Here is a 15,397-nt window from a genome sequence, read left to right as displayed (position 1 = left end):
GCTAAAAGAAAAAGGCGATAAGACCTTTATATCAGTTTTCGAGTTACCAACGGTAACCCTCAAACTGAACGGTATTCATCCCCCACTTATAGAAGATGGGGGAATTCTACCGAACAGATGTTAAAAGCTGATACGGTCGTTATTACGGATTCAAAAGGTGCTAAATTAGTTGCAGGTAGTGACTATAAATTAGAAAACAAAGGTGAAGCTGGATTTGAAATTAAATTCCTTAAAACAGTAACAGATCACCTACGCCTTTCATATGTAACTGATTACGACACAACGCAAACAGTTGATGGCAAAAACACTTTCATCAACAAAGCGCAAATGACAACAACTGTTAATGGAAAAGACTTTACAATTGATGGTGACGCTACATTTACTCCAGAAAAAGAGTCACAAAATAATGGTTATAAATCAGGGTCATATGATTATGTGAAGAAGCAGTTCAACTGGACTCTAGGTGTGAACTACAACAAAGAAAAAGTTGATAAATTAGTAATCCAAGATGTATCACCAGAAGGTTTAAAGCCACTTCTTGATTCATTCAAAGTTGTGAAACTTAATTTAGCTAATGGTGGTGTAGGTACAGACGCTGGCGAATTCAAAAACTTCACAGTAGTGGAAAAAGTAATTGATGGTAAACCAGGTTTTGTCTTAACATTTAACGAACCAATTTCATCTGCATATAAAATCACGTATTCTTCAATTGATGAAGATGGTGTTATTTCAAAAGAGTACAACAATAAAGCCAGCGTTGAAGGTACTAAAAAATCTTCAGAGTTAACTGCGAAAGTTCCTGTAACACATGGTGGAGAGTTAACTTCTAAGAGAGGTGTACAAGATGGCGATGTGATTAAGTGGACTGTAGCATTCAATATGTCACAATCTACTCTTACAAACGCAACGTTAATCGATACACCAACTGAAAATACTTTCGTATTAGAAGATTCATTTAAAGTATTTAAAGCAACTCCAACTTCAGATGGTAAATTCCAAAAAGGTGAGGAAATTGCGAAATCACTTTACACAGTGAAGATGAAAGACAATGGCTCATTCGAATTGAAATTCAACAAAGATATTAAAGAAGCCTATTATATTGAATATGATTCATATATCAATGCGGCTGACGGCGAGTTCGTTGCCAATACAGCATATGCGAAATCAAATGAAGTAACTTCGGATAAGAGTCCTTCAAAAGAAAGTATTAAAGTAGTACTCACTACTTCAGAAGGCTCAGGTTCAGGTAAGACGGGTTCATTAACGATTAAGAAGGTTGATGCCTATAACCCAGAAAAAGCGCTTGAAGGTACTAAATTTACGCTTTGGAGTGTAGATAAAGATGGCAAGAAACAAATTGCCATTAAAAAAGGTGTAACGGATAAAGAAGGTAAACTTGAATTCTCGAAATTACTTTATAAAAAGTATGTATTAGTAGAAGATCAAGCAACTAAAGGTTACGAAGTTTCACTAGAAAATGAAATACCGGTTACAGTAGATAAAGATAAGCAGGAACTTACAGTAACGAACGCTCCAACGAGTCCGTTCGGTCAATTAGTTATTACGAAAGTAAGTGCTGGGGACGAATCAAAATTATTGCCAGGAGCGGAGTTCAAGTTAGTCGATTCTGATGGTAAAACAATCGTTGAAAGCATCGTGACGGACAAAGATGGTAAGGTTACAGTAGATGTACCATTAGTAATCAAAAAAGGTAAAGATGGTAAACCAATTTCACTTTCAAATGAATTCAAATTGATTGAAACGAAAGCTCCAGTAGGTCATGAACTTGCAACGGAAGAAATTCCTGTAGAAATCGCATATGGTAAGGTTACGAATGTAACAGTATCAAACGAAGCTACACCGGAAAAACCAGTAGATCCAGTAGATCCAGTAGATCCAGTAGATCCAAATGAGCCAGAAAAACCGACAGTAGATGTTGATGGTGATACTGAAGAAAACCCTAATGATCCAAACGGTGGGGAAAAACCAGTAGTTGATGGCGATACTGAAATAGATAAAACTGAGACAAATCAGGTTGAAAAACCAACTGTTGCGGGTGACAAAGAAGAAAATAAATTACCTCAAACAGGTGAAGCAGTAGCTTATGGTGCAACAGCACTGGGATTAGTATTATTGCTAATTGGAGCAGCAATTTTACGTCGTAAGAAAACTGCATAATATTTGAAACATAATGACGGGGACTGTTTAACGACAGTTTCCGTTTTTTCATTTTATTCAATAATCTTTCATTTTCTTTACAATCCTATATCAAAGACGTTCTTACTCGTAATATGTGATAACTTAAGAGTACGAAGGTGAAATTTCGTGTATTATTTCCTGGGGAATAATTGCTAGAAAAACGCCGAAAGATGCGATAAATCATAAAGCATGGTAGAGTAATTAGATAGGAAATAATAGCTTATTTCAAAATAGAGATAGAGAATTTTAACCGTGAGAGAGGATGAAATGGTTTGGATAAGACAGTATTAGTCGTAGATGATGAAAAACCAATTGCAGATATATTACAATTTAATTTAACAAAAGAGGGTTACCGTGTTGTAACAGCATATGATGGTGACGAAGCTCTTGAAAAAGTAGAAGAAGAGAAACCAGATTTAATTCTTTTAGATATTATGCTTCCAAAAAGAGACGGAATGGAAGTCGTGCGTGAAGTACGTAAAAAATACGATACACCAATCATTATGATTACTGCGAAAGACTCTGAAATCGATAAAGTTTTAGGTCTTGAGTTAGGTGCAGATGATTATGTGACGAAGCCATTTAGTACACGAGAACTTGTAGCGCGTGTCAAAGCGAATATGCGTCGCCACCAAAGAACGACTGAAGTTGAAGAAGAAGAGACTTCTACAGATATCGTAGTAGGTTCATTAACAATTCAACCAGAAGCGTACTTAGTGTTGAAGAGAGACGAAACAATCGAGCTGACACACCGTGAGTTTGAATTATTACACTACTTAGCAAAACATATTGGACAAGTAATGACACGTGAACATTTACTGCAAACAGTATGGGGCTATGATTACTTTGGCGATGTACGTACAGTCGACGTAACGATTAGAAGACTGCGCGAAAAAATCGAAGACAATCCAAGTCATCCAGCGTGGATCGTTACACGCCGTGGAGTGGGGTACTATTTGAGAAATCCTGAACAGGAGTAATGACGAATGCATAAAGTAGGATTCTTTAGATCGGTACATGTAAAAGTTGTACTAATCTATGTACTTTTAATACTTATAGCAATGCAAATTATGGGTCTATACTTTGCGAATAAACTAGAGGCTACGCTTAAAGACAACTTCGAGGTTTCGATCACGGACCGTCTTAAGCTGGTCGATTTTAGCGTTAAAGAAGAAATGACGAAGACCCATTCTGAAAATGATGCAAGTTTAGAGGCCAATTTGAAAGACATCCTTAGCGGACTATCATCAGATGATATTCGTGAAATTCGAGTTATTGATGCACATAACCGAATTTTAGCGACTTCAGATAATAGTAGCCAATCGATTGTCGGACAGAGGTCGGTTGATAGTAACGTCAGCCAAGCGATGACAACAGCCTCACCGGTAGAAAAAATAGCTATTGATGACAAGACGGATAAGCGGGTTTGGGTTGTTGCGAAACCTGTTCAATCAAAAGGGAAAATCATAGGAGTCATCTATGTTAAAGCGAATATTGAATCCGTTTTTGAGCAAATGGCAACCATCAATAAAATCCTAGCAGGTGGTACAGCAATTGCGCTGTTGATCACCATTGTACTAGGTGTATTTATTGCGAAAACAATTACGAAGCCAATCTCTGATATGAGAAGACAGGCAGTAGCGATGGCAAAAGGGAACTTCTCACGGAAAGTAAAAGTGTATGGTAATGATGAAATTGGTCAACTTGCTGTTTCATTCAACCATCTTACGAACCGGTTACAAGAAGCACACTCTACAACTGAAGGTGAACGTCGTAAACTTGCGTCCGTTTTAACGAATATGACGGATGGTGTAATAGCGACGGATCGTAAAGGGAAGATTATTTTAATTAATACACCCGCACAAAAACTTTTAGCTTCCGAAAACAATGAATTAATGGGCCGTTCAATCACGGAAGTATTGAGTGTTGATGATGAATATACTTTTGAAGATTTAATTCATATGCAAGATTCGATCAACCTTGATTTTAGTTCGTGGGATCACCCATATATTTGGCGTGCTAACTTCTCTGTTATTCAAAAAGAGACAGGTTTTGTAAACGGCCTAATTGTCGTATTACATGATATTACCGAGCAAGAGAAAATTGAGATGGAACGTCGCGAATTCGTATCAAACGTTTCGCATGAATTACGTACACCACTTACGACGATGCGCAGTTATTTAGAAGCATTGGCGGATGGTGCATGGAAAGACGAGAATATCGCGCCAACTTTCTTAAATGTGACACGTACTGAGACTGAGCGTATGATCCGCTTAGTGTCGGATTTACTTCAATTATCACGTATGGATAGTCGCGAATATGAATTGAATACAGATTTCGTTGATTTCGTTAAATTCTTCGACCGCATCATTAATCGTTTTGAAATGTCGAAATCGAAGGAAGTTGAGTTCATTCGAGAATTACCGGATGCGCCGATTTATGTCGAGATTGATACCGACAAGATCACGCAAGTAATCGATAATATCATCTCAAATGCTTTGAAATATTCGCCAGATGGTGGATATATACGCTTCAAATTATCAACGAATGATGAGCAACTATTAGTTGAGGTTACGGATACAGGGATGGGGATTCCTCCAGAAAATGTAGACCGTATTTTCGACCGTTTCTACCGTGTGGACAAAGCGAGAGCGCGTTCAATGGGTGGAACTGGTTTAGGTCTTGCGATTTCAAGAGAGATGATTAATGCACATGGTGGTCAAATTTGGGCTACTTCAGTAGAAGGTAAGGGATCATCTATATTCTTCACCTTGCCGAATAATGGTGACGAGGGTGGTGAATGGGATTGAAATATTTAGAGCAGACGAAAACAATCGTATTAATCGTTCTAGTATTAATGAGTGTAACGCTGACATTCTCAATTTGGTCCTATCACCCGAACTACGAAAAAGTAGATAAGACGAATGCGATTGATATATCTATGGAGCAGAAACGCCAAATTTCTGAAGTAGTTCAACCGTACCGTTTATTAGTGAATCAAAATGGTGATTGGACAGGAACAGCAGATACATCTGACATGACGCGTGTTTTTGATGAATTAAAAAAATGGGAATTATCTGATGTATCAGCAGTAAGTAATAATTTCAGTATTTCAAAATTGAATGATTTAATGTTGTTAGATAATCGTTTAATCTTCCAATTTGATAGTGAAGTCCCTATGCCAATCTTCCAAAATGTTTTGCCAATCATCGGCAAAAAAGTACCGGAAGTAAGCTTTGATCACATGATTATTAGTTGGAGCAGCTTAAATCAAGATGATGTACCAGCGAATGAGTTAACGGTATTCTTCTCAAATGCGAAGCAAAAACAACTATATAGAGCCAAAATTAAAATTCAAAACGAAAAAACATTTGAAAAGAAAATTTTGAGTGAATTAAAGAATTATCCAAGCTATACACCGGTTCAGCGAGATAATACAAATACACTGTTCTTACCAACTGAACCTCAGAAGATGAAGCAGTATAAGTATCTGATTTCATCTACGAGCATCGATGATTTTAAAAGTGCATTATTCCTAACGCCTAAAATTGTTAAGATGAGCCCAGATAATAAAGAAGGTGTCGACCGTTATTCGGACGATAAATCAATCATGACGATTGACCGCGAAAATTATAAAGTGAACTTTGTAGATTCGACAGCAAATGAGAATCAAGAAAATATTCAGAAGACGAATTTGATCATGAATACATTCGGTTTCATTAACCAACATGGTGGTTGGACAGGTGATTATCGCTATTCATCGGTCGACTACAATGCGCAAAAAGTAGACTATCAATTGTATATTGAAAATCTGCCTGTTTATGAAACAGATTTAGGCACTACGAAAATTGAAACGTATTGGGGCAATGGCCGAATTTATCGTTATAACCGACCTACTTATAAACTCGCGTATCTTCCACAAGAGAAGAATAAACAGATCGAGTTATTATCGGGTGAAAAAGTGATTCAAAAACTAATGGCTAGTCAATCAATTGATTTCAATGAGATCGCAGCATTACGCGTAGGTTTTACGATGAAAAAAGATGTGAAACGTTCTTCAATCTATTTATTCGAGCCAACGTGGTTCTACAAGGTTGATGGACAATGGCATTCGATTGATGAGATTGACCGAGAAGTAGGAGGTGATACAAATGGATTGGAGTAAAACAAAAACCATTTTTATCATCGTATTCTCTATTTTGAATGTATTTTTATATTCGGTTTACATTAATAATTATAATGAAGAGCAAAAGTTGGAGGTTTTAGGTGGTACGAGCGTTGAGAATGATTTAAAAAATGCGAATATCACGATCGGAAAACTGCCTGCAAGCTCTGAAAATGTATCCTATGTATCCGGGAAAATTAAGACTTTTGAAAATAGTGATCTTGAAAAAGCAGCAGTGAATCAAGTGCTGACAATTCGCGATAACACAATCATTGAGTCACAACTGAAACAACCTGAGAAGTTAGAAGAAATAACAGATAAGACGTTAACTGATTTTGTGAAAAAGACCGTTTTAAAAGGGGAAGAATACGAACTTTGGAGCATTAATGATGCTAAAAAAGAAGCTGTATTTTTCCAAGTGATGGACGATCGCACGATTTTCTATAACCAAAGTGCGTCTGTAAAAGTGCAATGGAATGTAAAAAATGAAATTATCGGATATGAGCAAACAATGTTTGGTTCTTTGAAAGCAATCGGTGAAAAGAATACATTCATTAAGCCAATTCAAGCGATTAAAACAATCTTTGAAAAAGGCTATGTGAAAGATCATACGACGATTTCATTTGTAGAGATGGGCTATTCGACACTTGTGCCACTAACAGAAACACAAGTACTATCACCAACATGGCATATTCGAGCGATGGTTCCAAATGAAGACGGGCATCCACAGCAAAAAGATTTCTTCGTAAATGCTGTAGATAACCAAGTGGTAGAAATTGAGAAAGATATTGATTTTCAAGTTGAAAAATCATTAGACTTAGATCATCAGCCTAGCGAAAAACTAGAGGTGAATGAGCGAAATATCAAGTGAGTTAGGGGTCTTTATTATGAAGTTCAGTGTATTGGCAAGCGGCAGTACAGGGAATGCTGTTTATGTTGAGAGTGGAGACCAAGCTTTCATTGTAGACGCAGGTTTAACAGGGAAGAAAATGGATCAACTTTTTCAAAAAATTGATCGTGATATAAAAAAACTGTCGGGTATTCTCGTTACACATGAGCATACAGACCACATTAAGGGCGTTGGCGTGTTGGCACGAAAATATAATGTGCCAGTGTTCGCCAATGAAAAAACATGGGATGCGATGGATCATCTTGTAGGGAAGATTCCAACAGAAAAACGTTTCCATTTTGATATGGAAACCGTGAAAACATTCGGTGGACTTGATATAGAGTCATTTGGCGTATCACATGATGCTGCTGACCCGATGTTCTACACTTTCCATGAGAATGGTCGCAAACTCGTTGTCATCACAGATACGGGCTATGTAAGCGATCGTATGAAGGGGATTATCCGTGGCGCTGATTCCTATATTTTTGAAAGTAATCATGATGTCAGTATGCTTCAAATGGGGCCGTATCCTTGGTCGATTAAACGACGTATTTTAAGCGATGTCGGTCACGTTAGTAATGAAGATGCGGCGATTGCGATGAGCGATGTTGTTTTTGAAAAGGAAACGCAGATTTATCTTTCCCATTTAAGTAAAGATAATAATATGAAAGACTTAGCGCGCTTGAGTGTATCTCAAACATTGCAGTCGGTTGGGATTAATCCTGGTGAATTCGTTCATTTACATGATACGGACGCCGATGAACCAACGAAATTAGTATTAGTTTAAGAAGGAACGTCAGTGCATATAATTGTACTGGCGTTTTTGTTTTGTGAATAAAAGAAAGGGAATAAGACAATCGTTATGCTATTTTTAAGTGATTTTCATCTAATTTTCATGTTCATTGGTTAAAGTATAAATATCAAATAACAAATAACAACAGGGAGGCATAAAATATGGGCTATTATGATGATACAGAACACGGACGTAAACAACAGAAAAACAAAGGCAGTAAAGCAGGTTATTTTTTAACAGGTTTGATTGGTGTAATTGTAGGGGCGTTACTTGTTTGGCTGATTGTACCTTCCCTTTCAAATACTTTACCAAATGGTGATAGTGCAGGCAGTTCATCCAATAAAGTGAAGACGGAGCAACTTTCGACGGATGTAACGACGAATGTAACCGATGCTGTGGATAAGACAAAGGACGCAGTAGTTGGTATTACAAATATACAAAAACAACAATCGGCAGCTGATATTTTCGGCGGTGGATTTTCAACAGGTGAGAAAAAAGAAGAATCCGCAGTCGAATCTGGCAGTGGTTCTGGTGTAATTTATAAAAAAGAACGTGGTAAAGCTTATATCGTAACGAATAATCACGTTGTTGAAGGTGCGGATAAATTAGAAGTCACTTTAACATCAGGTAAGAAAGTCGATGCGAAACTAGAAGGTACAGATCAGTGGACTGACTTAGCTGTCATCTCGATGGATGCGCAATATGCAAAAACAGTCGCAACATTTGGTGACTCAGATAAGTTAAAACAAGGTGAAGCGGTCATCGCAATCGGTAACCCACTTGGCTTAGACCTATATGGTTCAGTAACTACGGGTGTAGTATCAGGTAAGGATCGTACAGTTCCAATGGATATTAACGGCGACGGTACAGCAGACTGGAACGCAGAAGTTCTTCAAACAGATGCTGCGATTAACCCAGGTAACTCAGGTGGTGCGCTAGTTAACTTAGCAGGCCAAGTAATCGGTATTAACTCGATGAAGATTTCACAATCAACAGTTGAAGGGTTAGGCTTCTCAATCCCAGTGAATACTGCATTACCAATCATCGAACAGTTAGAATCAAAAGGTAAAGTGGAACGTCCAGCAATGGGTGTATCACTAATGGATCTTTCTGAAGTGCCAGCATTCTACCAAAAACAAACGCTGAACTTACCAACAGATGTCACGGAAGGTGTCGTGATTGGTGAAGTTGAGAAAGGCGCAGCGGCTGATCGTGGTGGCATTGAACAGTACGATGTAGTCGTAGAGATGGATGGTAAAAAAGTAAGTAACGCCATTGAATTACGTAAAGTGTTGTACAGTAAAAACGTCGGTGACTCAGTTAAATTGAAAGTCTACCGCAATGGAAAAATTGTCAACAAAACAGTTGAATTAAAAAGCACAATCAAATAAGAATTGTGGATAACTTAAATTTGTAAAGAGAATGTAAAAATGAGGAAGCAGTAAGGGTGAATGAATATCCTTTGCTGCTTTCTTTTTGTTTGTTACAATAGATTGTGGATAAGCAAGAAGAAAATGTGCATAACTTTTATTAAATTCTGAAAATAAGGAGGACGACGAAAATGGAAATTAAGAGCTGTGAAAATCATGTAGGACATGCATTGGATGTATTTGTAGGAAATGAAAAAGATTTTCCAATTATGGATAAGCTATCAGAAGAAGAACAGTTATCCACAAAGTGCGAATACTGTGATGAACGTGCGGAATATCTTGTAGGGAACAAATAATCCCCCACAACATATAGAGTTAATTGTGGATATGTGTATAAGTTTTGTGGATAAGTTGTTTATAAATATTGGAAAAGAGTGGATAATGCTGTGGGTATATCAATCATTTCAGTCGGAAAACTAAAAGAAAAGTATTTAAAATTGGGAATTGAAGAGTACGCAAAACGCCTTGGTGGCTATACTAAGCTTGATTTAATCGAAGTTCCAGACGAAAAAGCGCCGGAGCAGCTAAGCGATGCTGAGATGGAAATCGTCAAAAAGAAGGAATCTGAACGGATTTTAGCGAAAGTTCCACAAGATGCCTACGTTTTCGCCCTTGCGATTGAAGGTAAGCAACGAACATCAGAAGAAATGTCCAAAGAGATCGAAAGTTTAATGACTTATGGGCAAAGTAAGATCGTCTTCATCATTGGTGGTTCACTAGGGTTACATGATGATGTCTTAAAAAGAGCTGACACAAAAATCTCATTCGGCAAGATGACACTCCCTCACCAACTCATGAAACTCGTGCTAGTCGAACAAATTTATCGAAGCTACCGAATTATGAAAGGTGAACCGTATCACAAATAGTGTTAAAAAATAAATCGGAATTTAAAGTTGAAGGACCTATACTAGATAAAATATTAGAAATGTCACTGTAAGGGCGAGATATAAGCGTTCTTACAGTTTTTATTTACCTATGGAATGTTCAAGGTGCAGGAGGATATCGTGATTACTCAACACCAAAATTTGTTGTTGATACTATTATTGAAAAAAATGTAGATATAGTTGTTTTGGTTGAATTTTATATTGGTTGTAACTTTGATTATGTTAGACAACGTATGCAAGATAATTATTATATGTTCATATCACCCTTTGTATATAAACATAATCAAATACTGATTGCTCTAAATAGAAATAAATTTAAAGAAAGGGACATAAGTAATATTATTACAATTAATCCTGTGGATGTACAATCCCCTGAGTACCTTCAAATAAATATTAAAACAGAACAAGAGAAAGTATTCTCTATTATAGGCACTAGAATTAAGACAAATTGTCTTAAAGAAGATAGAGAGAAGCAGTTCGATGTTTTAAACAATAAAATTAGATTAATTGATAAAGCAATTTGCATTGGGGATTTTAATATAACTTATTCGTATGCTATTAAGTATTTAACTTCAGCAGAAATATATGGACCGAGAACTCGTGATAATGCAAGATGGAGTTTCGTACATAAAGATGGTGGTAAGGTAGGGATTGATTTAATTGCTGCAAAAAACGTTAGAATTCTTCAAAATGAGAAAGATGATTTAAGTGATAAAGAGGGCTATAAAATGTATGCTAAATATGATTGGAATTTTGTCACCAAGAAAAATGGCTATGAAAGACTAACCTCAAGCGATTATCTTCCAGAGTTTTCTGGAAAACCAAATCATGCGATATTAATGGGAAGTTTTGAGGTATAATTGAAGACAACTCTCAATTTATTAAGAAATATAATGGATATTTTTACGAAAGTTAAGACACATTCTTTAAATATTATGATGTATTAATTCAGTTAAATTCAAAAATGGCTTGATTCAGTAAAAGAATCATGTCATTTTTCTTTGCCAAAAAAAGCACCAATACATATGCTAATGGCATTGCAATTTTAGATATAAAACCCTTGCTAATTCGAATGAAATTTCAAATGTTTGTACCATTGAACAGAACAGTTTAGAATTAAGTTCCCTTTCGTCTTTTCGCTTTAGATGGTATTTAAACAAGCCTGCTTATACATTAATCTGAGCAGGCTTGTTTTTATTTATTTGACATTGGTTATAAGAATTTTAATTTACTCTTGTTTGGCTTCGATTGACTCTAGATAACGATAGAGTGTTGATTTACTAATGCCTGTTTCATTTTTAATATCAAGCAAGGTGAAATTTCCAGCCTGATACATTTCGATTGCCTTTTTAACATTGTCATCCGACTTTTTAGGACGACCAAAGGATTTTCCTTTTGCTTTTGCCTCAGCCATTCCCAAAGTAGTAGATTGCTTCACGATATCGCTTTGGAAGGTTAAAAAGAATTGTAATACTTGTTCTAACGATTTTTCGAGGATTTGTGTGGATGTAATATTCTCTTCGATGAAATAAATCGTTACTTCATCACGCTTACAAATTTTCAACAGTTCTTCTAAATGCCTTGTCGTATCCGCAATACTAAAAAAGCGAAGCACCTGAATAGTATCGCCTTTTTTCATCGTCATCAGTAAATCTTCGAGAGCGATTCGCTTTTTGGCACGACCATGATTTTCTGTAAAAGTCTGGTCGCAACCCTTTAAAGAAACTGTTTGCAATTGCATATTCTCATCGTTATATAGTGGTCGTTGATAACCGTAAATCATTCAATTTCACTCCATTTAGTCCTATAAAGGTTCCGTTTTGGGAAAAGTGTGCTATGATATTCAAAGAATTTAGATTAGATAAAAAGGAGAATATCATGCAAAGTTTAAAACAACAATGGTTCGGTAACGTGCGTGGAGACATCTTGTCAGGGATTGTCGTCGCCTTAGCACTGATACCAGAAGCCATTGCCTTTTCCATCATTGCTGGTGTCGATCCAATGGTCGGTCTTTATGCGTCATTTTCTATTGCTGTTATTATAGCATTTGTTGGTGGTAGGTCAGGAATGATTTCTGCTGCAACGGGCGCAATGGCACTGGTGATTGTCGATTTAGTAGTAGACCATGGATTACAGTATTTATTAGCAGCAACGATTTTAACAGGGATCATACAAGTATTATTTGGGGTATTTGGTATTGCGAAACTAATGCGTTTCATTCCAAATGCCGTGATGATTGGCTTTGTGAACGCACTAGCCATTTTAATTTTTATGGCACAAGTATCTCATTTTTTGGGAGAAGGGTACATGACGTATGTATTTATCGCTGTCACATTATGCATCGTATGTATTTTACCTCGATTCATTAAAGCAGTACCTGCACCGCTAATTGCCATTATTGTTTTAACGGCGATTACATTTATGTTTAATATTGATTTGAAAACAATTGGGGATTTGGGTTCGATTACACAGAGTTTACCGCACTTCTTCATTCCAGATATACCGTTTAATTTTGATACATTAGTAATTATTTTCCCTTATGCATTAGCATTAGCACTTGTCGGTTTAATGGAGTCACTGATGACGGCACAAATAGTCGATGATATGACGGATACAAAATCGAATAAAAATACCGAAGCACGTGGACAAGGGATTGCAAACATTATCAACGGTTTCTTTGGTGGGATGGCAGGCTGTGCGATGATTGGCCAGTCAATGATTAACGTGAAATCGGGTGGACGAGGTCGTTTATCAACGCTTGTTGCGGGTGTATTTTTAATGTTTTTAATCTTAGTGCTTGGGAATGTCGTAGTTGATATTCCAATGCCCGTACTTGTTGGGATTATGATTATGGTCAGTATTGGCACGTTTGATTGGGGTTCATTTAAATACCTAGTCAAAGCACCGAAAAGCGATGCATTTGTAATGCTCGCAACAGTAGCAGTAGTTGTATATACAGACAACCTAGCCATTGGAGTTGTACTAGGGGTTATTTTAAGTTCGTTATTCTTTGTAGCCTCAATTTCAAAAGTGCGTATTCATCAAAATAACGGCACATTTATTATTGAGGGTCCTTTATTCTTCGCTTCAGCACAAAACTTCGTAAGAACGATTGAAGAAGCAAAAGAGTCTAATGTAACGATTGATTTATCAAGCAGCCATTTATGGGATGAATCTGCTGTTGGTGCAGTCTTAAAAGTGGTTATGAAGTTAGAAGAGCAGGGGAAAACGGTCAAAGTAATCGGTATGAATCCTGCGAGTGAAAAGTTATATAAACAATTATTAAATGTAAGTAGTGCACATTAAAGGGGGATGCGTTATGTATAAACATATTTTATTAGCAGTAGATGGCTCTGAAAATTCCGTACGTGCAGCGAAAGAGGCGGTAAAAATTGCTACTGAAGAGTCACTGATTGAAATGGTATATGTTGCCGATTTTGAGAAGGCAAAAACTGAAGTATTACAAGCAGCGTCTAGTGAAAGCCTACTATTAGAGCGTAAACGTAAAGTAGCACCTATCGAAGAAGTATTAAAAGAAACAGGAAAAAACTATAAATTAACGATTTTACATGGTACACCTGGTCCTGAAATTGTGAAATATGCCAATGAGAAGCAGGTAGATGTAGTAGTTATCGGTAGCCGAGGCTTAAATGGCTTGCAAGAGATGGTTCTTGGTAGCGTCAGCCACAAAGTTATGAAGCGCGTTCAATGCCCAGCGTTGATTGTGAAATAGCGGATACTTTTTTGTAAGAGCAGCCATGGCTACGGTCATGCTGCTTTTTATTTAGGCTTATTTATATTTGTCTAATTCCTTGGTAAAAATGTAGAGGAATTGGACTTTTTAATCTCTCAAAATCCTGTTACAATCGCTGGTAAAAAATATGGCAGTAGTGGTGCATTCTTATGGCAGTAAACATCCTGAAACGATTCATTCTCATATTGCCTAACAGTTCGTTACAAATCGATTTCGAGACATATTCTTAATTGCGCCCAATAAATACGCTAAATCTTCTTCTGACACGTATGGTAGTTTTTACTCCTAATATACGTTAAATCCCCCACAAAGCCTACATTTATATCTATTCACTAGTCTTATACCACTTCCTTTGAAAATATTTTTCGATATTTACTAATAACTTTTGCTTGTAGATGAAATTGATGCGCGCTATAACTTATTTATACTTTGAAGGGGGGAATCATTATGTTTAAAATAAATTCAGATATGATTTATAACGGTGGCTATTTCGATGTAGAAGAAAATCGAGTAATGACAAATGAAGTGATATTAAGTATTCGATATTCCTTTTTGAGTCCAGAGGAAGAGGTTATTTTGCAGGAAGAAACATTAATTTGTTATCTTAACCGTCCTTATGATTTTAGCCAAATAAAGGAAATTATAATAAATGGGGTTCATTTTAAACGATTTTTCCGCAACCTTTTTGAAAACGGGGATTTTTACGGTTCTACAATAAATAACGTTGGTGAAGAAAAAAGCACCGATCTCTCATTAGATCGGCACGGAAACTTCATGATCGTTATTTTTATTGAAAAAATAGAAAACAAGTGAGTTTCCCTATAGGATAAAAGTCTCGAAACCATACACTAAGGGGGAAAATCACTTGTCTATTAACCATGATATTCGAAATTTACTCGATATACAAGACTCAAATATCCACTTCGCTACGAATTGCGTCAATCAAAAGCTTTATAAGGGAAGAATGAGTAAGTTTATTTCAGCCAAACTAATTTATTCACCTGGTAATTGTACAGTTTGTGGCGGAGTCGGAAGTCATTAATCGCTTCTGTTTTATCTAGAACCAATCCAAATCACTCGACTTTTATTCAATTGAAAACGCTCACCAACGTTATTTGACAAAGAGCAAATAATGGAAGAAACCTCCTAAGGTGCAATAAAGTGTACCCTTTGTAAAGGACATTTTGAAAAAGACTAGGAAACTTGTTGAAGCTGCTGTCTGTATTTTACAGGCGGCAGCTTCTTTAAATTCCACTGACCACGATAATGATTGTAATACGTCA

General features: G+C 36.6%; 15 protein-coding genes. 14 read left to right on the top strand and 1 reads right to left on the bottom strand.

Annotation, left to right across the window (positions count from 1 at the left end; genetic code table 11):
- Window positions 1–117 precede the first annotated feature (117 nt).
- From DF281_RS13405 to DF281_RS13360, 10 genes are all read left to right on the top strand, one after another.
- Window positions 118–2,178 (top strand): collagen binding domain-containing protein, encoded by a 2,061-nt coding sequence (locus DF281_RS13405; RefSeq protein WP_109350770.1) that lies wholly within the window; start codon window positions 118–120, stop codon window positions 2,176–2,178.
- Window positions 2,179–2,471: 293 nt separating this feature from the next.
- On the top strand, window positions 2,472–3,179 hold the full coding sequence (yycF, locus tag DF281_RS13400; RefSeq protein ID WP_109350769.1) for a response regulator YycF: 708 nt from the start codon (window positions 2,472–2,474) through the stop codon (window positions 3,177–3,179).
- A 6-nt stretch (window positions 3,180–3,185) separates the two neighbouring features.
- On the top strand, window positions 3,186–5,009 hold the full coding sequence (gene walK, locus DF281_RS13395) for a cell wall metabolism sensor histidine kinase WalK (RefSeq protein ID WP_109350768.1): 1,824 nt from the start codon (window positions 3,186–3,188) through the stop codon (window positions 5,007–5,009).
- Window positions 5,000–6,364 (top strand): YycH family regulatory protein, encoded by a 1,365-nt coding sequence (locus tag DF281_RS13390; protein ID WP_109350767.1) that lies wholly within the window; start codon window positions 5,000–5,002, stop codon window positions 6,362–6,364. Before walK ends, DF281_RS13390 begins: the two co-directional genes overlap by 10 nt.
- On the top strand, window positions 6,351–7,235 hold the full coding sequence (locus tag DF281_RS13385) for a two-component system regulatory protein YycI (protein ID WP_109350766.1): 885 nt from the start codon (window positions 6,351–6,353) through the stop codon (window positions 7,233–7,235). Before DF281_RS13390 ends, DF281_RS13385 begins: the two co-directional genes overlap by 14 nt.
- 16 nt (window positions 7,236–7,251) lie before the next feature.
- A complete protein-coding gene (locus DF281_RS13380) occupies window positions 7,252–8,040 on the top strand; it encodes an MBL fold metallo-hydrolase (protein WP_109350765.1) in 789 nt (262 codons plus the stop codon).
- Window positions 8,041–8,207: 167 nt separating this feature from the next.
- Complete coding sequence (locus DF281_RS13375; RefSeq protein ID WP_109350764.1) at window positions 8,208–9,437, top strand: S1C family serine protease; 1,230 nt, start codon at window positions 8,208–8,210, stop codon at window positions 9,435–9,437.
- Between the two features lie 170 nt (window positions 9,438–9,607).
- Window positions 9,608–9,772, top strand: a complete 165-nt coding sequence (locus DF281_RS13370) for a CxxH/CxxC protein (protein WP_109350763.1) — start codon at window positions 9,608–9,610, stop codon at window positions 9,770–9,772.
- Between the two features lie 90 nt (window positions 9,773–9,862).
- A complete protein-coding gene (gene rlmH / locus DF281_RS13365; RefSeq protein ID WP_109350762.1) occupies window positions 9,863–10,342 on the top strand; it encodes a 23S rRNA (pseudouridine(1915)-N(3))-methyltransferase RlmH in 480 nt (159 codons plus the stop codon).
- Between the two features lie 203 nt (window positions 10,343–10,545).
- Window positions 10,546–11,220, top strand: a complete 675-nt coding sequence (locus tag DF281_RS13360) for a hypothetical protein (protein WP_126342461.1) — start codon at window positions 10,546–10,548, stop codon at window positions 11,218–11,220.
- Window positions 11,221–11,588: 368 nt separating this feature from the next.
- Here DF281_RS13360 and DF281_RS13355 read toward each other — a convergent pair whose 3' ends face one another.
- Complete coding sequence (locus DF281_RS13355; protein WP_109350760.1) at window positions 11,589–12,143, bottom strand: recombinase family protein; 555 nt, start codon at window positions 12,141–12,143, stop codon at window positions 11,589–11,591.
- A 92-nt stretch (window positions 12,144–12,235) separates the two neighbouring features.
- On the opposite strand from DF281_RS13355, the gene DF281_RS13350 reads away from it, so the two are divergent.
- The 4 genes from DF281_RS13350 (at window position 12,236) to DF281_RS14785 (ending at window position 15,156) form a co-directional block, all read left to right on the top strand.
- Window positions 12,236–13,666, top strand: coding sequence for a SulP family inorganic anion transporter (locus DF281_RS13350; protein ID WP_109350771.1), 1,431 nt, complete (start codon window positions 12,236–12,238; stop codon window positions 13,664–13,666).
- 13 nt (window positions 13,667–13,679) lie between these two features.
- On the top strand, window positions 13,680–14,093 hold the full coding sequence (locus DF281_RS13345) for a universal stress protein (RefSeq protein ID WP_109350759.1): 414 nt from the start codon (window positions 13,680–13,682) through the stop codon (window positions 14,091–14,093).
- A gap of 468 nt (window positions 14,094–14,561) precedes the next feature.
- Complete coding sequence (locus DF281_RS13340; RefSeq protein WP_109350758.1) at window positions 14,562–14,927, top strand: hypothetical protein; 366 nt, start codon at window positions 14,562–14,564, stop codon at window positions 14,925–14,927.
- Between the two features lie 52 nt (window positions 14,928–14,979).
- Window positions 14,980–15,156 (top strand): hypothetical protein, encoded by a 177-nt coding sequence (locus tag DF281_RS14785; RefSeq protein ID WP_166636149.1) that lies wholly within the window; start codon window positions 14,980–14,982, stop codon window positions 15,154–15,156.
- Window positions 15,157–15,397 lie beyond the last annotated feature (241 nt).

Source organism: Kurthia zopfii (assembly GCF_003143955.1).
GTDB lineage: Bacteria > Bacillota > Bacilli > Bacillales_A > Planococcaceae > Kurthia > Kurthia zopfii.
This window is presented reverse-complemented; position numbering and strand designations above follow the sequence as displayed.